This window comes from Kitasatospora sp. NPDC088783 (assembly GCF_044750705.1).
Taxonomy (GTDB): Bacteria; Actinomycetota; Actinomycetes; order Streptomycetales; family Streptomycetaceae; genus Kitasatospora; species Kitasatospora fiedleri.
Genome location: NZ_JBIVKJ010000001.1, coordinates 170,065 through 191,071, shown reverse-complemented (window position 1 = coordinate 191,071; position 21,007 = coordinate 170,065). Strand labels below are relative to the sequence as shown.

Below are 21,007 nucleotides of genomic sequence, written 5' to 3'. Positions count from 1 at the left end.
AACCGCCATGCCCGCACTGCCACTTCACGCGCTCGTCGACCACGCCCGGCGGCACTCGCCGTTCTACGCCGAGCTGTACCGCGACGTGCCCGCCGTCGTCACCTCGCTCGCCCAGCTGCCCCTGATCGACCACGTCGCGTTCTGGTCGGCCAACCGCTGGCCCGACAACCGACTGCTGACCGGCCCGCTCACCGACGCCGCCGTCTACAAGTCCGGCGGCACCACCGGCGCGCCCAAGTTCTCGCCGTGGACGCGCTCCGAGCACGTCGACTCGGTCAGCGCGTTCGGCGCCGGGCTGGTCGACGCCGGGCTCAAGCCCGGGCAGAAGGTCGCCAACCTGTTCCGGGCGGGCGAGTTCTACAGCGGCTTCCTGTTCATCGAGGGGGCCCTGCACCACGCGCCGATCGACAACGTCCGGCTGCCGGTGGCCACCGCGCCGGACGAGTACGTCGCCGACCTGATCCACTCCTTCGGCGTCGACGTGCTGGCGGGCGAGCCGATGAAGCTGTCCGCCGTCGCCGAGACGCTGCTCAAGCAGGACCGGCCCGCCCCGCAGGTCGAACTGATCCTGTTCGGCGGCGACATCCTCTTCAACGACCTTCGCCCGCTGCTGCGTTCGGCCTTCCCGAACGCCGCGCTCTCCTCGATCGGCTACGCCTCGGTGGACGCCGGGCTGGTGGCCGGACCGGTGCCCGCCGGGGACGACCTGCGGGTCCACCGGGCCTTCCCGAACCGGACGGTGGTCGAACTCGTCGACGACGCCACCGGCGAGCCGATCACCGAACCCGGCGTCCCCGGGCGGGTGGTGGTCACCAACCTGTTCCGCACCCTGGTGCCGATCCTGCGCTACCCGGCGGGCGACCGCGCCGAGTGGACGGACACCGAGCGCGGCACCTTCCGGCTGCTCGGCCGCTCCACCGAGGGCGCCCGGATCGGCATCGTCACCATGCCCACCGAGGACGTCCGCGACGTGCTGCTCGCCCACGACCCCGACCACCGCATCACCGGCCTCCAGTTCGTCCAACGCCGCTGGGAGGGCCGCGACGGCCTGGTCATCCGGCTCGGCCACACCACCGACGCCCCGCCCTCCGCCGCCTTCACCGAGACACTGCGGCAGGCCGTCCTGGACGCCCGGCCCGCGTACGTCTCCGAGACCGCGATCGGCGCGATCCACCCGCTCCGGGTCGAATGGGTGCCGCGCGGCGAGCTGGTCACCAACCCCCGCACCGGCAAGCTCCGCCAGGTCATCGACGAGCGTCCCGCGCACTGACCGCCCCGGCCCGGGCGCGGCGCACCGGCGGCAGCGCCGACGGGTGGCCGCCCTACTCGGTGAGCGGGTCCGCCGCGACCCGCCCGGGGCGGGCGGTCATCCGGGCGCCGACCGACCAGGCGTGCCGGGTGACCGCGAGCAGGAAGCGGGTCCGGGAGGCCCGGACGGCGTGCAGGGCGGGTCCGTGGTCGACGGCGACGAAGAGGGCGCCGGCCAGCGCCAGCAGGAGCCAGGCGAGGTTCATGAACGGCCGCGCGGCGGGCGGTAGTTCGGTGGCGGACTGGTGCAGCCGACGGACGTGGAACGGGATGTGGCGGCGCTCGTCGCGCAGGATCCGGTCGGTGACCTCGCGGGCCAGCGGGTCGGCGAGGCCGTCCCGCAGGCTGCGGTAGTACTCGACGGCGACCAGCTCGGCGACCATCAGCACCATCAACTCGGTGCGCAGGCCCAGCAGTCGGCGCACCCGGACGAAGATCCCGTCGCTCCAGTGCCCGTCCAGCAGCGGGACGCCGGCCGCGCCCAGCAGCTCGGCCAGCAGCCGCGCGTGGTTGCGCTCCTCGGCGACGAACAGCCGCACCGCCGCCGAGTACTCCGCGTCCCCCGCCAGGTCGGCCTTGGCCCGCAGGTTGGCCCCGTCCCCGTTCTCCCCCACTTGGAACTTCTGCAGGCTGCGCGCCACCACCGCGGGCAGCCGCACCCCGTGCCCCCACTCCGGATCGGCGATCCACTCCCGGCGCGCCCGCTCCGCCTCGAACTCCGCCACCCACTCACCGAATCCGCTTCCGGGCATGGCTGCGCCCCCGCTCTCGTGCCTGTGCTGCGCCCGCCGCGCCGACGGCACGCGGGCATACCGGGACGAACACCACGGTTCGGCGGCGCCCGACCCGTACGCTACCGCACTCCTGAACGCGTTCAAATAGCTGGCGCGGGCCTCGCTCAGTACACGTCGCGGACGTAGCGCTTCTCGGCGGCGAGGGACTTGACGTAGGCGGCGGCGTCGGCCGGGGTGAGGCCGCCGTGGGTGGTGGCGAGGTCGCGCAGGGCGCGGTCGACGTCCTTGGCCATCCGGGAGGCGTCGCCGCAGACGTAGAAGTGGGCACCGTCCTGGAGCCAGGACCAGAGGTGGTGGCCGTGTTCGCGCATCCGGTCCTGGACGTAGACCTTGGCGCGCTGGTCGCGGGAGAAGGCGGTGTCGAGGCGGGTGAGGGTGCCGTCGGCGAGGTGGGCAGCGAGTTCCTCGCGGTAGTAGAAGTCGGTGGCCTCGTGCTGCTCGCCGAAGAACAGCCAGTTGGGGGCCCGGTGGCCGCGGGCGCGGCGGTCGTCCAGGAAGCCGAGGAAGGGGGCGACGCCGGTGCCGGGGCCGACCATGACCATGGGGGTGGCGGGGTCGGCGGGCGGGCGGAAGTGCGGGGAGCGCTGGAGGTGGACGGGGACGGTGGCGCCGGGTTCGGCGTCGGCCAGGTGGGTGGAGCAGACGCCGCCGCGCGGCCGGCCCTTGAGGCTGTCCCAGCGGACCACCGAGACGGTGAGCGAGACCTGGTGGGGGTCGGTGAGCGGGCTGGAGCAGATCGAGTACTGGCGGGGCTGGAGCCTGCCGAACACCTCGGCCCACTCCTGGGCCGAGGCCCGGACGGCGAACTCGGCGGCCACGTCCACGGCCTGGCGGCCCCACGTCCAGCGGGCCAGCGCGTCGGTGTTGTCGGCGCGCAGCAGGGCGCGCAACTCGCGTTCGTCGCGGGTGCGTTCGGCGGTGAAGCGGAGCAGCGCGGGGCTGACCCTGGTGATGTCGAGGTGCCGGGCGAGCGCTTCGCGCAGCGGCAGCTCGCCGGGGCCGGGGAGGGTGACGGCGCTGTCGCCGGACAGGCCGGTGACGGAGAGCCATTCGTCCACCAGAGCGGGCGAGTTGACCGGGTGGACGGCGAGCGCGTCGCCGGCCGCGTAGTCGAGCGGGAGGCCGAGTTCGCCGGTGTCGAAGGTGAAGCGGCGGACCTCCTTGCCCGAACCGGCCCCGGAGAGCAGGCGGTTGCCGGCCAGCCGAACGGGGACGGTGCTGCGGCGCGGGGCTGCGGGGGCCGCGGGGGTGGCGGTGGTGACGGTGGGGGCGGTGGGGGCGGTGGGGGCAGGGTGCGCGGGGACGGCGGGTGCGGTGGCCTGGCCGAGGGCGGTCAGGACGCTGTCGAGCCAGCCGTCGGCGGTGCGCTCGTAGTCGGGTTCGCAGTCGGCGCGCGGGGCGAGGCGGTGGGCGCCGAGTTCGGCGAGGCGGGTGTCGAGGCGGCGGCCGTGGCCGCAGAAGTCCTGGTAGTTGGAGTCGCCGAAGGCGAGGACGGCGTAGCGGCGGCCGTCGAGTCGGGCGGGGCGGTCGGCGGTGAGGGCGTCCCAGAAGCCGGCGCCGTTGTCGGGGGCGTCGCCGTCGCCGTAGGTGGAGGTGATCAGCAGCAGGTCGGCGTCGCCCGGCAGGGCGGCCGGGTCGGTGTCGGCCATCGCGTGCAGCGCGGCGGGGTGGCCGTCGGCGGTGAGGCGGGCGACGGCGGTGGTGGCGAACTCCTCGGCGGTGCCGGTCTGCGAGGCCCACAGCACGATGAGCTGCCGGGTCGGCGCGGCGGGCGCGGCCGGGGCGGGTTCGGCGGCCCGCGAGTACAGGCCGGCCAGGGCGCCGTTGACCCACTGGGCGTGCCCGGGGTCGAACGGCGCGTCGGCGGGGAGCACCGGCACGCCGGGCCGTCCGGTCGGGATGGCGGCCAGGAAGCCGGCCAGGTAGCGGCGTTCGCCCTCGGCGAGGACCGGCGGGGGCGCGGCGTCCAGCCCGAACACCGCGGCGGCGGACCCGGGGGCGGCCACCGGAACGGCGAGCGGGACGGCGGGCACGGGCGCGGGCGCGGGTATGGGTACGGGCGCGGGCGCGGGTATGGGCGCGGTGACGGCGGGCGTCGGGACCCTGGTCAACGCCACCGCGCAGTACTTGAGTTCGGGCTGGAAGGAGAGCGGGTCGACGGCGTCGGAGGTGACGGCGTTGACCGACAGGTACTCGCCGAACAGGTCGTTCCAGTGGAACGGGGCGAAGCAGTTCCCCCGCTGCACCCGGTCGGTGACCTTGGCGGGCAGCACGGCCCGGCCGCGCCGGGAGGAGACCTCGACGCCGTCGCCCTCGTCGATGCCGAGCGCGGCGGCGTCCTCGGGGTGGATCTCGACGAACGGCGACGGGTTCAGCTTGGCGAGCTTGGCGACCTTGGCGGTCTTGGTGAGGGTGTGCCACTGGTGCGGGAGGCGGCCGGTGTTCAGGACGAACGGGTAGTCGTCGTCCGGGAGTTCGGCCGGGTCGAGGTGCGGGCGGGGGTGGAAGGCGGCCCGGCCGGAGGGGGTGGGGAAACGCGGGGTGCCGTCGGGCCGCAGGTAGCGGATCGGGTTGCGGTCGGGCCCCTCGGGGTCGGCGGCGGGCCACTGGACGGGGGTGTCGCGCAGCCGGGGGTAGGAGGCGCCGCGCAGGTCCCAGCCGGTGACGGGGTTGTGGGCCCGTTTGAGCTCCTCGAAGACCTGCTCGGCGTCGGTGAAGTCGAAGCCCTCGGAGTAGCCCATGGCGCGGGCGACCTCGGCGATGATCCGCCAGTCCGGGAGCGCCTCGCCGGGCGGGTCGGCGGCGGGGCGGGCCAGGGTGAGGTTGCGCTCGCTGTTGATCAGCACGCCCTCGGTCTCGGTCCACAGCGCGGCCGGGAGCACCACGTCGGCGTAGGCGTTGGTCTCGGTGTCGGTGAACACGTCCTGGGTGACGACGAGTTCGGCCCGTTCCAGGCCCTCGATGACGGTGCGCCGGTTGCCGACCGAGGCGACCGGGTTGGTGCAGATGATCCAGCACGCCTTGATCTCGCCGTCGGCCATCCTCCGGAACATCTCGACGGTGCCCCTGCCGACGCCGTCGGCGCGCAGCGTGCCCGGCGGCAGGTCCCACAGCCGCTCGGTGAACTCCCGGTCGGCGGCGGCGAGGACGGAGCGCTGACCGGGCAGCCCGGGGCCCATGTAGCCCATCTCGCGGCCGCCCATGGCGTTGGGCTGGCCGGTCAGCGAGAACGGGCCGCTGCCGGGGCGGCAGATGGTGCCGGTGGCCAGGTGCAGGTTGACCAGCGCGTTGGTGTTCCAGGTGCCGTGCGTGGACTGGTTCAGCCCCATCGTCCACAGGCTGGTGAACTCCCCCGCCTCGCCTATGAGTTCGGCGGCCCGGCGGATGTCGGACTCGGCCAGGCCGGTGAGTTCGGCGACCCGGTGCGGCGGGTAGTCGGCGAGGAGTTCCGGCATCGCCTCCCAGCCCTCGGTGTGCCGGGCGATGAACTCCGGGTCGGTGTGCCCGTCCGCGTGCAGCAGGTGCAGCAGGCCGTTCAGCAGGGCCAGGTCGGTGCCGGGGCGCAGTTGCAGGAACAGGTCGGCCCTGGCGGCGGTGGCGGTGCGCCGGGGGTCGACCACGATCAGCTTGGCGCCCGCCTTGACCCGGTCCATCATCCGCAGGAACAGGATCGGGTGGCAGTCGGCCGTGTTGGAGCCGATCACCAGGAACACGTCCGCCAGGTCGAGGTCCCGGTACGAGCCGGGCGGGCCGTCCGCGCCCAGCGACAGCTTGTAGCCGGTGCCCGCGCTGGCCATGCACAGGCGGGAGTTGGACTCGATCTGGTTGGTCCGGACGTACCCCTTGGCGAGCTTGTTGGCCAGGTACTGGGCCTCCAGGCTCAGCTGGCCCGACACGTACAGCGCGAACGCGTCCGGCCCGTGCTCGTCCACGATCGCCCGCAGCCGCCGCCCGGTGGCGGCGATCGCGTCGGTAACCGGCGTCGGCACCGGGTCCTCGCCGCGGACGGTGCGCACCAGGGCGGTGGTCAGGCGTCCGGGCGCGGCCAGCAGGTCCGCGGTGGTCGCGCCCTTGGTGCACAGCCGGCCCCGGTTCGCCGGGTGGTCCGGGTCACCGGAGACCTTCCGCACGGTGCGGCGGCCGTCCGGGCCGGTGCCGACGTCCAGGAGCAGGCCGCAGCCCACCCCGCAGTAGGAGCAGACCGACCTGACCTGTCCGGTCCCCGGTCGCTGCGGCTTCGCTGCGTCCTGCGCCACCTGTCCGGCCACGGGAGCCCTTCCGTTCGACCTGCACCTGCCTGCGGCGACTGTAGGAAGGGCGCGTTTCGCGGCTGTCTCCGCGGCGCACGGCCCGCGGTTACACCGGCCGCACAGCGGGGCGGACCGCCCGGTGAGGGCCCCTGCGCCCCGCCGGGGGCCGTCCACGGGGGCCGCCCGCACCCGCGGGCCCCGGCGGCTCAGCTGCTGTGCGGCACCCCGGCGACCAGCACGCTCTGGCCCCGGAACTCGGCGACCACCGCGCCCGCGGCGGTCCGCACCGTGACGTCGTAGACGCCCTGCCGGCCCGCCAGGGTCCGCTCCACGGCCTCCGCCACCAGCTCGTCGCCGAGCTGCGCCGGGGCCAGGAAGCTGATCTGCGCGCCCTGGGCGAGCGCGACCGGCCCGTAGCTGTTGCAGGCGTAGGAGAAGGCGGCGTCGGCGAGCAGGAACACGTACCCGCCGTGCCCGATGCCGTGCGCGTTGGCCATCTCCTCGGTGACCTTCATCCGCGCCACCGCGCGCCCTCCGGACACCTCCTCGAGCACGATGCCCGCCCCGCCGGCGGCCCGGTCGCGCTCGAACATTGCGTCGATCCTGGAACGTCCCACGACGGCTCCCCCGGTGAGCTGGTCATTCGGCGAAGCAGCATTAGACCGACCGCGCTGACGGCCTGTCAATGACGTCCCCGTCCCGTCCGAGGACGGCACGGGGACGGGGACGGGCAAGCCGGGCAGAACGGGCCGGACGGGCAGACCGGGCCGGGACGGGCGGCACCGGGCTACTGGACCGGCTCCATGGACAGGAACGGGTCCGGGGCCGCCAGCCCGTCCGGGCCGGGGCGGAAGCGGACTCCGGGGATGCCCAGGGTGTCCGCGATGCCGGGGGCCGGCGGCCTGCCGGGCGGTGCCGGATGGGTGCCGACGTGGTGCGCGCCGACCACGACCAGGTACCGGCCCGCGGTTCCCCGCTCCTCCCGGTGGGTGTTGATCACCTCGTGCGCGTAGGCGTTCATCCGGCGGGCCCGCTGGTACAGGTTGGGGTCCACCGGGAGTCCCGGCGGGACGGGGTCCTTCGGCTTGCGGGCCGGGTAGCCGTCGATCAGCCGGACGTCGACGCCGTTGACCCTGGCCTGCTCGAGGACGTCCAGGACGGCGTCGGCGTTGCGGCCGCTCTGGCGCCGGACGATCTGCTCGAACAGCGCGCTCCTGGTGCCGTCCCCCGCCAGGTAGTCGTCCAGCTCGCGCTGGAAGGCGTCGTCCCGGAACTGCTCCAGGTACACCGTCCTGACCTCGTTGGCGTGCAGGGCCGCCATGTTGTCGCGGAGGAAGGTCCAGGTCGCGGGGTCGCCGTGCTTCTCGCCGAGCACGAAGCCCTGGTGCTGCCCGAGCAGGTCCTGCGCGTGCCGAACGGCGTCCGCCTGGGGGGTCAGCAACTGGCCCACGGCGTCCGGGGCGGGCCGACCGGAGTACCGGCGGGCCGCCAGGTCCGCGGCCAGGGCGTCCAGTTCCTCCAGGCGGGTGTCCTGCTCGTGCCAGTACCCCCGGGTGGCCGGGTCCTGCGCCCCGTACGCGGCCAGGAACTCGGAGTCGCCGAGGAGGTGCCCGTTCGTGACGGTCCCGCCGCTGCGCCGCAGACCGTTCTCCAGCAGTCTGCGGGCCGGACCGGCGACCCCCGGATAGCGGTCGCTGAGCGTGGTCGGGTCGAGCTTGGAGGAGAACTCCCGGGTGCGCACGTCGAAGGTGACGTCGGGGTCGCCCGCGGGGCCGAGCTCGATCACGTCGCCGACGCGCCGGCCGCGGTGGTGGTCGACGTGGTCCCGCGTCATCAGGTCCCGCAGGTCGTCGGCGGCGCGGTCCAGGTCCTGGTCGGCGTTCTTCCGGCTCCGCACCTCCTGGTCGTACTGGCCCCGGAACTTCAGCGTCAAGGGCGGCTTCGGCAGCTTGGGCAGCGGCGAGAACGTCCCCGCGGTGGCGGCCCCCGCGGGCGCGGTGTGGCTGACGCCGATGCCGTCGGACGGGTCGGTGCCGTGGGCGGTCAGGGTGCCGAAGCGGTCCATGAAGGCCGGGTCGTGCGGGCCGGAGAGGTTCTGCTCGTGCGGGCCGGCGACGGAGGCCCAGAGCGTCCAGTCCTCGCCGAAGCCCCCGGGGAGCCGCCCCTGGGCGGTGCTGACCCGGCGGTCGGTCAGGTCGGCCCAGCGCAGGGTGCCGTCGCGGTCGTGGACCAGCGCGACGGCGTGGCCGTCGCCGTGCGGGCCGGCACCGATCACGGTGGCGAAGCTGCCCGGGCCGCCGGCCTCCACCCGAGCCGTCAACTCCTTGACGGCGCCCGGCCCTTCACCGAAGCGGGCCGGGGCGTCGTGCCGCTTCCACAGCGCGTCGCCACCCGCGTGCTCGACCTCGCCGTGCAGGGTCTGCCCGGAGACCCGGGGCCGCCCGAAGTGGGTGTCCCGGTACGCCTCGACGTTCTCCAGGCAGGCGTTCAGGTCCCGGCCCGGCCGGGGCGCGTCCGGGCTCTGGTGGACCGGCGCCTCGTGCGGATTCACCTTCTGCAGCAGCGTGTTGCTCATCGGCGGGTGCAGCTTCGGCTCGCCGCCCAGGTAGTCCACCAGCTCGTGCGCGAGCGGGTGCTCGGGCCCGACCGCCCGGAAGCCGCGCCCTGCCAGCACCGCCGGGTCGTTCTCGTACGCGGGAGTGCGGCGGCGCTTCACCGGGGGTTCGACGGGCGGGGCGGGCTCGGTGGGCGGGGTGGGCTCGGTGGGCGGGGTGGGTTCGGTGCGGGGCGCGGATTCGGTGGGCGGGGTGGGATCGTAGGGCGGCGCCGAGTCGTCGGGCAGCGCGCGCTTGGCCGACCGCGCGGTGCCGGTCGGCGGGGGCGGCGGCGGGAACGGCGGGGACGGGTGCGACGCCGCGGGGGGCGGCGGGGGCGGTGCGGCGGCCAGGTCCGCGGGCTGGGTGGTGGCGTGCTGGTCGGCGGCGGGCTGGTGCCCGGTCGCCGGTGTCGGAGTCGGAGTCGGAGTCGGTGTCGGCGTCGGTGTCGGCGTCGGGTCGAGCGGGCTCAGCCGGAGTTCGCCGGGCGGTGTCCGGTAGGCGGCCAGTTCCCCGGACGGGTCGGTCAGCTTCACCCGGGGGACGCCCAGCATGTCGGCCACGCCGTGGATCGGGGCGCCGCTGCCGACCGGGTGGTCGTAGGCGTGGGCGAGGCCGGTGACCAGCAGGTACTTGTTCGGGCGCTGGTGGGTGTCGATGGTGTGCCGCATGTACGAGTTGAGCATCCGGGCGCGGTTCTCCTTCGCCGCGTCGGAGCTCTGGGTGTCCGCCGACGCCGGGTACCCGTCCACCGCCCGGACGTCGACGCCGTGCGCCTTCGCGGCCTCCAGCGTCCGGCGGAGCTTGCCGCCGTTCTGGTTCGCCCCGGCGGAGCCGTCGCCGCTGTTCCACCTGTCGTCGTAGGCGGCGACCATCCGGTCGAGGTTGTGGGGCATCGGGGCGTCGGCCGGGCCGTGCAGGTAGGCGTCCAGCAGGTGCTGCGCGGACTCGTCGCGCAGCGCCTCCAGGTAGAGGGTCTCGACGCCCGCCGCCTTCAGCGCCGCCATGTTGTCGTGGAGGAAGCCCCAGCTGGCCGTGTCGCCGTGCTTCTCGCCCAGCACGATGCCGCCGTGGTCCTGGAGCAGCCGCTGCACGCCGTCCAGCGCGGAGGGCGACCCCGAGAGCCGGTCGGCGACCCGGGCCTCGGGCACCGGCTGCCACGCGGTCCGCGCGTCCTGGTACGCCTGCCGTTCCAGGATGTTGCGGCGGACGTCCTGCTGCGCGTGGTGGCTCTCGGTCCGGTAGTCGAGCCGGCTGCCCGCCGCGAGGACCTGGTTGCCCGGCATCACCATGGAGTTCGGCACGTGCTCCCGGAGGACGGGGACCGTCGAGGGGTTGAACTCCTTGTACACGGTCGTGAAGGTCAGCGGGTCCTGCTGCACCTTCAGCGCGTGGTCCTTGCGGCTGTACCGGACGTCCGGCTTGCCGTTCGCCCCCGGCGTCACCGAGCCGTTCCCGCCCGGGGACGGCACCGGGAGGTGCGAGTTGACGAGCTCCAGCCGCGGGTCGTCCGGGGTCCTGCGGAACTTGTCGGCCAGCCGGTTCACGCCGAGGTCGAACGCGCTCCTGGTCGGCGGGATCACCAGCGCCACACCGCTCGGGTGGGCGTGCAGGAACGCCAACTCGGCGGCGGTGGGCGCCTCGTGCAGCGGCTTGACCGTCGGTTTCGGCCTCGACTGCTCGGGCGGCGGCGCGGGCAGTTCGCCGTCGGCGGCCCGGGGGCGCGGGGCCCCGTCCGGCTGCGGGTGCGACCGCGCCGGTGCTTCCGGACGCGGGTGCGGCTCGGGGTCCGGGTGCGGGTGCGGTTCGGGGTCCGGGTGCGGGTGCGGGTGCGGTTCGGCGGTGCTGGCGTCGTTGCCCTCGACGTGGGCCGTGAACTCGCGCAGGCCCGCGTACATGTCGTTCTCGGCGGCGGTGGCGTGCACCGGGTTGGCCCCGCCCTGCCTGTCCGGGGCCGGGCCGTACAGCTTCTCCAGCAGCGGCAGCATCTCCGGCTCGTTGCGCCGCACCCAGTCCGCGCCGTTGTTGCGCGGCGCGCCGGTGTACGGGTCGGTGCCGTGGTTGGTGCCCAGGTAGGCGTTGGTGAGCTGGGCGAAGTACTCCTGCTCGTCCCGGGCGGAGTAGTTCTTCTCCCCGTTCGCGCCGTGGCGCGGGCCGTCCGGCCAGACCGCGTCCGGGTCCGCGTCCTTCCTGCGGAAGGTCTCGGTGATCAGCCGCTGCCCGGCCTCGTCGAGGCCGTGCCGGTGCAGGGTGTGGCTGAACTCGTGGGTGGTGGTGGAGTACCCGTCCTCGTAGTGGCCGCCGTGCCCGATCGAGGTGTCCTCGCCGAGCAGGTTCTCCTCGGTGACGGCCGCGTGCCGCCCGCCCGAACCGCGCATGTCGTCGTACGCCCGGCCGGCCGCCGCCTCGGAGTCGTTCCGCACCGTGCGCAGCTCGTGCAGGCTCGGCACGTCGGTCATCCGGACGTCCTTCGGCACGATCACCACGTCCGCGCCGTTCTTCAGCAACCGCGCGGCGGTGTCCGGGTCCCGGAGCATCCGGGCGACCTGCTGCTGCGCCTCCAGCCGCGCGGACGCGGCCCGCTCGGCCCGCGGATCGACGTGCACGATCAGCTCGGACGCCGTCCGGGCGAACTCGTGCGGCGGCAGCCCGTCGCGCAGCGCGTCCACGGTCCGCGGGTCACGCGCCAGCCAACGCCGGTTCTCCGGGCTGAGGTTGGCGATCTCCTGGGCCCGCTCGCGCGGCGACATGCCGGGCAACTCCCGCCGCAGCCGGTCCGCGTCCGCCGGACGGACGGCCTCCGGCTTCGGGGCGCGGCCGGCGTGGTCGGTGTGGTCGGTGTGCGAGTGGTCGGCGGACGGGCGGTCGGGGCGTCCCGCGTCCGGGCGGATCGAACCGCCGACCGGGCGTTCCGTGGCACCGGACGGGCCGGACGGGCGGGCGGACGGCTCCGGACGGACGGGGCCCGGTGCGGTCGGGCGCGACGGCTGGTGGCCGCCACCGCCGCCGGTGTGACCGGCATCCGTCGGGACGGTTCCGAGGCCGCCCGTCATCGGCACCTGCGCCGGACCGGACTGCGCACCGGCCCCCGTCGGAGGCGCCGCGTCGGCACCCGGGTACCCCGCCCCCGTCGCCGCGTCCGGCTGCGCCGGTCGGACCGCCGTCGCTCCGGCACCCGCCAACCGGGACCCGGCGTCGATGTGCGCGGCCCCCGCGAGGTTGGGCACCGCGCCCGCACCGCCACCCGAGGTGGCAGCGGGGTCGGCGGCGTGCGCGGAGACGGGCCGGGGCGCGTCCGACTCCCGTGAAGGGACGCCCTCCTGCCGACCGCCCGACGGGGACGCGTGCTCCGGCGAGCCGCCCTGCGCGGCGTCCGTCCCGTGGACGGGCTGGACATCCGGACGGACGCTCGGCTGGGACGGGGACGGGGACGGTGCCGCTCCGTGCGAACCGCCCGACTCGTGGCCGGACGGGCTGTCGTACCCACCCGTCGCCCCGCCGTGGGACGGCGGGAGCACGTCACCGGCACGGCCGGAACCACTGGGCGCGTCGTGGCTGCCCGAGCCGCCCGCCGTGTCGGCGTGCGACGACGACGACGCGTCGTGACGACCCGCACCACCCGTCGCCTCGGCGTACGGCGGCGGCGGGGAGACGTCGTGGCGACCCGAGCCGCTGGGCGTGTCGGCGTACGACGGCGGCGACGCGTCGTGACGACCCGCACCACCCGTCGCCTCGGCGTACGGCGGCGGGGAGACGTCGTGACGGCCCGAGCCGCTGGGCGTGTCGGCGTGCGACGGCGGCGACGCGTCGTGACGACCCGCACCACCCGCCACCTCGGCGTACGACGGCGGCGGGGAGACGTCGTGACGGCCCGAGCCGCCGGGCGTGTCGTGGCTGCCCGTGCTGCTCGTGCTGCCGGTGCCGGCCGTCGCCTCGTGGTGGGACGGCGGCGGGGCGGTGTGGCTGCCGGTCGCCTCGGCGTACGACGGCGGGGGTGTGTCGGTGCGGCCGGAGCCGAACGGGGCGAGGTCGCCGGGCTTTCCGCTGCCGGTGCCCGTGCCGCTGCCGGGACCGACGTTACTGCCGCTGCCGGAACCCGTCTCGGTCGAACCGGTGCTCCCGTTGCCCTCCGGGCCGTGATAGCTGTTCTCGCCGCCACCGGCGGAGTCGGGCTTGACGAAGGACGGCGGCGGGCCGTCCTGGCGTCCGCCGGTGCCGGGGGCGGCGGGGCCGGGGATGTCGAGGTGCGGGCCCTCGCCCGGCTTGGGGGCGTTGCCGTGGGCCCTGGCGGCGGCTCCGGCCGCGTGCAGGCCGGCGCCCGCGCCGCCGGACAGGCCGGAGCCGAGCAGGGAGGAGCCGTCGACCTCGCCGGTGGTGATCAGCTGGGTGAGGGCGTCGGCGCCGACGCCGACCGCCGCGCCGGTGCCCATCTTGCCGACGGTGGAGCCCAGTGCGGCCTCCATGCCGAGCTTCTTGCCGATGCCGCCGATGCCCGCGCCGAGCAGGTGCCCGGTGGCGCCGCCGATCGCGCCGCCGAGGGCGTTCTGGCCGACCTCCTTCATGTCGATGCTCTTGCGGTGGCCCTCGGCGAGTTCGATGCCCTGGGCGAGCAGGTTGATGGCGGCCATCTGGGCGGCCTGCTTGGCCGCCATCTTGACCATCTCGACGGCGAGCTTCTTCAGGATGCCCATGACGATCTGCCGCTGGGTCTGGACCATCACCGGCACCTGGAGCATCGAGGCTCCGGCGGTGACCACGGACTCCGCCTCGGCGGTGGCGATCTCGAAGGCCAGGATGCCGAGTTGGACGACGATCTGGATCTTCGCGGTCTCCGCCGAGTTGGCCATCTGTTCCAGCATGTCGCCCATGCCGTTCAGCGCGTTGACCGTGCCGCCCAGCCGACCGGGGTCGTTCTCGGTGCCCTTGCCGACCGAGAAGTTGACCCAGTACGTGCCCAACGACTGGGCGGCGTTGCCCTGTTGGCCGTCCAGGGAGCGTTTGATCGCGGTGTCCGCGCCCCGTGCGGCGTCCTTGAGCCCCTCGGCGGTCCTGCGGCAGTGCTCGGCCATGTCGCGGAGCTGGTCCTCGTCGGCTTCCGGCCAGCGGCAGCCCGCGAGCAGCAGGAGCACCCACTGGAGGGGCTCCGGGAGTTCGACAGCCATCGTGGGTCAGTGCCTTCCGCTCTGGGTGAGGTGCGGCGTCATCGGGACGTGCACGGGGTTACCGGGCGCGGACGGCGGCGGGGGGAGCGGCGCGCCGCCCTGGTCCCGGCCGCCGAAACCGGAGGTGATGGCGGCGTCGGCGTCCTGGTAGTTCTCGCCCATGGACTTCAGGCCGTCCGCGATGTTCCTGAGGTCGCCGGAGAGCTCCTTGAGGACGGCCAGGGTGTCGTGGCTGTACTTCAGGTAGCCCTTCTCGCCCTCCGCGAACTTCTTGCCCGAGTCGTCCTTCCCCCACGGGTCCTGCGCCTCCAGCGACGGCAGGTACCCGCCCAGCGCGCTGCTCAGCGCGGCCACCTGCTCGGACGCCGCGAGCAGCGGCGAGACCGCCGCCAGGTACTGCCCGGGGTCCACCCGGAAGCCCGCCCCGGCGTTCCCGGTGCCCCCGGCCCGCGCCGCCGGGGCGGCCGGGGCGGCCGGGGCGGCCGGGGCGGCCGTCTGCCGACGGGGCGTCAACGCCGCACCGGCCGGCACCCCGGCCCCCTGCTTCAACACCGCGTCCACCGTCCCGGCACCCTCCGCCGGCACCCCGGCCGTGGCGAGCCCCCCGACCCGGTACGCGGGAGTCGTACCCTCGACGGACTCCGCCGGTATCCCCGCCTTCGGCACCATCCGCGCCGAGTACGCGGGCGTGGTGCCGTCGCCGAACTCCGCCGGGACTCCCGCCTCCGGAGCCGTCCGCACCGAGTACGCCGGGATCACGCCCTCGGGCAGGAACGTTCCGATCCGGGCGTGCTCCACGCCCTCGGGCAGCGCCGCCCCCGCCCGGGCCGGTTCCACGGCGTCGGGCAGGCCGAACCGGGCGGGGACGGGGTCCTCGGGGTGGCGGCGGATGGTGTGGGCCGGGGTGGTGAACCAGGCGGGCTCGTCGGTGGTCATGGGTTCCTCTCCTGGTTCAGTCGGCGGTCGGGACGGCGAGGCGGGTGAGCGCGGCGCGCAGGAAGGGGCTGGGGACCTGGTAGCCGCCTTCCTCCCGGATGGGTGCGGGCTTGGCCGCCGCGGTGGCCGGGCGCGTGGCGGCCGGTGCGTCCGGCACGGCCGGTGCGTCCGGTGCGTCCGGTGCGTCGGGGTGGCCGCGGCGGGCGGCGGCGGAGCGGGCGCGGTCGAGGTAGGCGTCGTCGCGGTCGGTGGCCGGGGCGGTGGTGGTGGCGTCCCGGCCCTTGGTGGCGTCGGCGTCGGCGGTCGTCGTGGTGCCGTCCGCGAGGACGTCCGGGTCGTCGCCCGCGGCGTCGTCGGTGCCGCGCAGGACGCCGGTGAGCAGGGCGAGTGCGTCGCTCTCGCTGGCGGGGGTGACGGGGGTCTCGGCCGGGGCGGCCTCGGTCTCGGGGACGGCGAAAGCGCCTTCGGCGCGGGCGTCGTCGAGCCACCGGCGGCGGGCCAGTTGCCACTTGCGGTCGCGGGGGTCGGTCTCGGCGGCCTGGCCGAGGATGCCGCTGTCGCCCTGGGGCCGTTCCCCGTCCTCGGACTCGGCGCCGAAGCGGGTCGGGCTGAGGAAGCGGTTGCCCTTCTTGCCGTCCTTGCCCGCGCCGCCGCGTCCGCCGCCCGTGCCGCCGGGGCCGTGCGCGCCGCCCGCGGTGCCGCCGGGTCCGGCCCCACGTCCGGACCCGGCGGCGGAGAGGAGTCCGGCCCCGGCGCGGCCGACGGCGGAGGCGGCTCCGCCGAGGCCGTTGGCGGCTGCGCCGACGGTCCCACCCGCCAGGGCGCCACCGCCACCGCCGAGGCCGAACGCCCCGGCCCCCGCCCCGGACCCGGTCCCGAACGGGGACAGCGCGCCGGAGCCGGAGCCCCCGCCGAGCGCGCCGCCCGGGTCCGGCCCGGACAGTCCGGCCAGGCTCAGGCCCCCACTGGGACTGAGCGGGCGGGAGGAGTAGACCGGCAGACCGTCGCTGCCGGAAGTGAGGTCGGGGACGCCGGGGGTGAGCGGCGTGAACGGCTGGATCTTGGACGTCTTCCCCCCGCCGAGACCCCCGAGGCCCCCGAGACCGCCGGGGCCGCTGCCCGTCCCGCCCGCGCCGCCACCCGCGCCGCCGCCCGCCCCGGAGCCGAAGCCGCCGCCGTCCGGGCCGCTGCCCGAGCCGCCCGCCCCGCCCGCGCCGTCGCCGCCGGGCGGCGGGGTGATCCCGTCCAGCCCGGTGCCGGGGCCGCCGCTCCCGCCGGGGCCGCCCGTCCCGGGGCCGCCGCCGCTGCCGCTCAGGGCGCAGGTCCTGGCCATGCCGGTCATCTCGGCGATGTGGCCGGCGCTCTGCCGGAGCATGGTGTCGACGCCGTTGCCGACCTGCCCGATGTACTGGTGGTAGACGGCGGCGGCCTGCTTGACGCCCTCGGACTGGGCGATGTCGCTCTTCTTGCCCGCCGGGTGGGCCGCCATGTACTCCTTGGCGTACTGGAGTTCGCGGATCATCTCGTTCTTGGTGCCGGTCACCGCCTGGGCCGCGCCGTGTAGGGTCAGGGCGATCGCCTGCCCGGCCTGGAGCGTGGTGGCGACGTGCGAACCGGCCCCGGAGGCGAACTTCCGCAGGTACTGCGCGAAGCTGTCGGCGGCCGGCCCGGACATGCTGGCCATCGCCCGCTGGGCGGCCTGGACGATCGCCTGCACATGGCCGTCGGCGGCCTCGTTCCACCGGTCCCAGGAGGCGGCGAGGTCCGCGAGCAGGTCCTCGTTGCCGTCGGGGAAGAAGATGTCCTTGCCGTTCTCGTTGCTCTGGACGGTCTTGAGCACGTCGGCGAGTTCGGCGGGCAGCTGGATCATGGCGGGCGGCTCTCTCGGGGACGGTCGGGGAGGCGGCGGGCGCGGAGCGGCAGGGCGGGGCGCGGCAGGGCCGGATGACGGAGACGGAGACGGGGCGTCAGATGTAGTTGAGCCGGCCGCCTCCGCCGCCCGGGTGGACCTCGGGGTGCGGGACGGGCTCGTTGTAGTCGAGGTCGGGTGCGGTCGGGTCGTGGTACCCGATGCCGGGCGCGGGCGCGGTCTCGGGCGCGGACCCGGGCTCGGGTACGGCGGCGGGCACCGGTGCGGACGGCGGCCCGGACAGCGGCGCGGTGACGGGGAGCGGCACCGGTGCGGACGGCGGCCCGGACAGCGGCGCGGTGACGGGGAGCGGCACCGTCCCGCCCGCGCCCCCGCCGCCCGTACCGCCGCTCCCCGTACCGCCGTCGCCGCCGGTGGTGGTGATCCGGCGCAGGTCGGCGACGTGCTCCTCGTCGATGCTCTGGTGGCGGGCGGCCATGGTCCGGAGGTTGGCGGCGACGGCGGCGGCGTTCTGCAGGAACGCCTTGATGCCCTCCAGGACCTGGGTCTGGTGGGCGCCGAGGCCGCCGACGGCGGAGCTGTCGCCGACCAGGGCCTTGCCGAGCAGGTCGGTGCCGTACACCGCGTCCTGGACCTGCTTGACCTCGGCCTCCAACTGGTTCACCGGCCCGTTCAGTTCGTCGAGCAGTCCGGCGATGGCCGTGGCCGCCGCCTGCACCTCGTCGAGGTCGATCTGCACCGTCTCGCCCGCCACCGCGCCCCTCCAGGGTCTTCAGGTCTCCCGTGTCCGCGGACCGCGCGCCGCTGCGGGTCGGCGCGGTCCGTTCCGGCGGGCGGAGGGTGCCGGGCCGGTCCGGGGGGCGGGGCGGGGCGGGTCCGGAGCCGTGCGCGCGCCTGGGGCCGGCCGGGCGGGTCCGCACTGCCGTGCCGCCATCCTGCCGGGGGGCGTTTGCCTTTCGGCTGCGCCTGGTTAACGTTCCGCTGCCACGGCCGGAGGTGACGCGGAACACGCCGCGGACGGCGGTGGCCGACGGCCGGTCAGACGGGCGACAGCAGGTCGGCCCGGCGGCGGTGGGCGGTGGCGGCGTGGGCGTGTCCGGCGGCGTCCTCGGCGCGGGCGAGGGCGCGCAGGACCTCGGCGGTGGCCTCGTCGTGGCCGACCTGTTCGGCCTCGGTGAGAGCGGCACCGAGCCGGGCCCGGGCCTCGGGGTGGCGGCCGAGCGCGGAGAGTGCCTCGCCGGCGGCGGTGTGCAGCAGGACGCGGCGCGGGCCGGGCCGTTCGCCGGTGCTCAGCGAGATGCCGTGCAGGGCGTGGTCGAGGGCGGGGCGGGGGCGTCCGGCGTCCAGGTGGTGGCGGGCGAGGTGCTGGAGGGCGAGGGCGACGGTGTGCGGGTGGTCGGCGGCCAGCGCGATCTCCAGGGCCTGGGCGAGTCCGGCTCCGGCGGCGGTGTGGTCGGCGAGTTCGGAGTGGACGGCGGCCAGGTTGATCAGCGCGATCGCCCGGCCGACCTGGTTGCCGGCCCGGGCGGCGAGTTCGGCGGCGGGGGTGAGGCAGGCGGCGGCCTCGTGCAGGCGGCGGTTGGAGACCAGCACCCAGCCGAGCAGCGCCCGGACCTGGCTCTCGCCGTCCAGGTGGCCGGTCTCCACGGTGGCCTCCAGGGCGAGTTGGAGCTGCGGCACCCAGCCGTCGCGGACCCGGCGCAGGATCAGCGGCCACTGGGTGAGCACCAGCCGCCAGGCGCGTTCGGGGCCGGCGGTGGCGATCACCTCGGCGAGCGTCTCGCGGTGCGCACCGAGCCAGTGCAGGGCGTCCTCGACGGCGGTGAACTCGGGTACGGCGCGCGGGCGGTGGCTGGCGGCGGGCGGTTCGCAGCAGGGCTTGCTGCCGGGTTCGGCGCACTGCGCGGCGGCCAGGCCGGTGTACAGGTACTGGTCGGCGAGCCGGGCCCGGGCGGTGCGCTGTTCGGCGCGGTCGGTCTCGGCGGCGAGTTGGCGGGCGTACAGCCAGACCAGGTCGTGCAGGGTGTACTGCTCGGCGCCGGTCTCGGTGATCAGGTGGGTGGCCGCGAGCTGCTCCAACGCCTGGGCGGCGTCCGGGTGTTCGAGGTCGGCGAGGGCGGCGGCGGCGTAGGGGTCGACCATCGGGCCGGGGTGCAGGCCCAGGGTGCGGAACAGCCGGGCGGCGGTGGGCGGGAGCTGTTCGCAGGAGATCCGCAGGGCGCTGGTGACGCTGATCTCCTCGGCCGCCAGGTGGCTCAACCGGCGCTGTTCGTGGCGCAGCTGCTCGGTGACGGCGGCCAGGCCCCGGCGCGGGTCGGCGGCGGCCTTGGCGGCGGCGATCCGCAGCGCGAGCGGCAACCCGTCGCACAGCTCGGCGAGTTCGCGGGCGGCCTCGGGTTCGGCGGCGATCCGGGACGGGCCGAGCACCCGGGCCAGCAGGGCCGCTGACTCCTCGGGGCGCAGCACGGACAGCGGGACGGGGCGGGCGAGTTCGGAGGCGACCAGGCCGAGCATCCGGTGCCGGCTGGTGACCAGGGCGGCGGAGTCGGTGCCGGCCGGGAGCAGCGGGCGGACCTGCTCGGACTCGCGGGCGTTGTCGACCACCACCAGCAGCCGGCGGTCGGCGGTGGCGCGCCGGTAGAGGGCGGCGCGGCCGGCCAGGGTGGGCGGCAGGTCCTCGTGGGCGGTGCCGAGGGCGGCGAGGAACTCGGCCAGTACGTCGCCGAGTTCGCGGTCGGGACGGTCGCTGAACCCGCCGAGGTCGGCGAACAGCACCCCGTCGGGGAAACGGTGGCCGTGCCGGTGCGCCCAGTCCAGCGCGAGCGCGGTCTTGCCGACCCCGGCGGGGCCGGTGACCAGGGCGATCGCGCCGTCCGGCCCGGGGCGCAGCGCGTCACCGAGGGCGGCGAGTTCGGCGGAGCGGCCGTAGAAGCCGCGCGGCGGGCGGGGCAGCAGGTCGACGGCGGGCAGCGCGGCGGCCAGGTCCGCGGCCTCGACGGGCGCGGCGAGCGTGAGCACGGGGGCGGCCGACCGCGGCCGGGTGCGCGGCCCGGGGACGCCCGGCGCACCGGCGGGGGCGGTCCCGGACGCGGAGGCAGACGCGGTGTCCACAGCGGCGGCGCCCGACCCGGTGTCCACAGCGGCGGCGCCCGACCCGGTGTCCGGACCGGCGCCCGACCCGGCGCCCGGACCGGTGCCCGACCCGGCGTCCGGGCCGCCGGGCGCGCCCTCGCCGCGCAGGATGCGCTCGTACGCGGCGTTCAGGGCCCGGCCGGGGTCGACGCCGAGGCGGTCGGCGAGGGAGTCCCGGGTGCGGTGGTACCAGGTGATGGCGTCGGACTGCCGGCCGGCCCGGAACAGGGCGAGCATCAGCGCGGAGACCAGGGACTCGCGCAGCGGGTGGGCGACCGTCTCGGCGCGCAGCAGTTCGGCGGCGCGGGCGGGCTCGCCGAGCCGCTGGAGGTGGTCGGCGAGGCTCTCGACGGCGGCGAGCCGGTTCTCCTCCAGGGTCTGCCGCCAGGCTTCCAGCGGGGTGCTGGGGACGGTGCCGGTGAGGGCGGGGCCGCGCCACAGGCCGAGGGCGTGTTCGAGGGCGCCGACCACCTCGGTGGAGCGCCGCTCGGTGCGGGCGGCGGCCACCAGGGCGTCGAACTGCTCGACGTCGAGCAGCCCTTCGGGCAGGCGCAGGGTGTAGGCGTCGCCCGCGGTGGTGAGCCGGACGCCGTGCCGGTCGGCTCCGGCCTCGGCGAGCAGGGCGCGCAGCCGGGAGACGTGGCTCTGCACGACGGTGCGGGCGTTGGCGGGCGGTTCGTCGACCCAGAGCGCCTCGGTGAGCTGGGCGACGGACACCGCGCGGTTGCGGCGCAGCAGCAGGAGCGCGAGCAGGCTGCGCCGCTTCTCCGGTCCGAGCCGCAGCTCGCCCTCGGCGCCGTCTGCGGCCACCGCCCCGAGCAGCCGGAATTTCACCGTGTACCCCCCACCGTGGTGCCTTGTCCGGTCAGGGAGGCTATCCGGTCGTTATCCGGTGCATGCCACCGGGCCTGCCGGAACGGCGGCCCGACGGGCCGGAACGGCCGCCGGACCCGGGCCGGGG

The 21,007-nt window shown here is 75.9% G+C and carries 9 protein-coding genes; 1 reads left to right on the top strand and 8 read right to left on the bottom strand.

The features are described from left to right. The first annotated feature begins 7 nt into the window (after positions 1 to 7). Positions 8 to 1,270, top strand: a complete 1,263-nt coding sequence (locus tag ACIP60_RS00730) for a phenylacetate--CoA ligase family protein (protein WP_400678693.1) — start codon at positions 8 to 10, stop codon at positions 1,268 to 1,270. 52 nt (positions 1,271 to 1,322) lie between these two features. On the opposite strand, the gene ACIP60_RS00725 is transcribed toward ACIP60_RS00730, so the two are convergent. The 8 genes from ACIP60_RS00725 to ACIP60_RS00690 all read right to left on the bottom strand — a co-directional run bounded on the left by ACIP60_RS00725 (position 1,323) and on the right by ACIP60_RS00690 (position 20,880). Continuing rightward, positions 1,323 to 2,060 (bottom strand): ferritin-like domain-containing protein, encoded by a 738-nt coding sequence (locus ACIP60_RS00725; protein ID WP_400678692.1) that lies wholly within the window; start codon positions 2,058 to 2,060, stop codon positions 1,323 to 1,325. A 146-nt stretch (positions 2,061 to 2,206) separates the two neighbouring features. After that, positions 2,207 to 6,370 (bottom strand): molybdopterin-dependent oxidoreductase, encoded by a 4,164-nt coding sequence (locus ACIP60_RS00720; RefSeq protein ID WP_400678691.1) that lies wholly within the window; start codon positions 6,368 to 6,370, stop codon positions 2,207 to 2,209. A 188-nt stretch (positions 6,371 to 6,558) separates the two neighbouring features. After that, a complete protein-coding gene (paaI, locus tag ACIP60_RS00715) occupies positions 6,559 to 6,945 on the bottom strand; it encodes a hydroxyphenylacetyl-CoA thioesterase PaaI (RefSeq protein ID WP_400678690.1) in 387 nt (128 codons plus the stop codon). A 194-nt stretch (positions 6,946 to 7,139) separates the two neighbouring features. Then, complete coding sequence (locus ACIP60_RS00710; protein ID WP_400678689.1) at positions 7,140 to 14,108, bottom strand: toxin glutamine deamidase domain-containing protein; 6,969 nt, start codon at positions 14,106 to 14,108, stop codon at positions 7,140 to 7,142. A gap of 6 nt (positions 14,109 to 14,114) precedes the next feature. Then, positions 14,115 to 15,044 carry a hypothetical protein gene (locus ACIP60_RS00705; RefSeq protein WP_400678688.1) on the bottom strand — a complete coding sequence of 310 codons (930 nt, stop codon included), beginning with the start codon at positions 15,042 to 15,044 and terminating at the stop codon, positions 14,115 to 14,117. 16 nt (positions 15,045 to 15,060) lie between these two features. After that, positions 15,061 to 16,914 carry a hypothetical protein gene (locus ACIP60_RS00700; protein WP_400678687.1) on the bottom strand — a complete coding sequence of 618 codons (1,854 nt, stop codon included), beginning with the start codon at positions 16,912 to 16,914 and terminating at the stop codon, positions 15,061 to 15,063. A 97-nt stretch (positions 16,915 to 17,011) separates the two neighbouring features. Beyond that, positions 17,012 to 17,668, bottom strand: coding sequence for a hypothetical protein (locus ACIP60_RS00695; RefSeq protein ID WP_400678686.1), 657 nt, complete (start codon positions 17,666 to 17,668; stop codon positions 17,012 to 17,014). A 284-nt stretch (positions 17,669 to 17,952) separates the two neighbouring features. Further along, a complete protein-coding gene (locus tag ACIP60_RS00690) occupies positions 17,953 to 20,880 on the bottom strand; it encodes an AfsR/SARP family transcriptional regulator (RefSeq protein ID WP_400678685.1) in 2,928 nt (975 codons plus the stop codon). Positions 20,881 to 21,007: the final 127 nt, after the last annotated feature.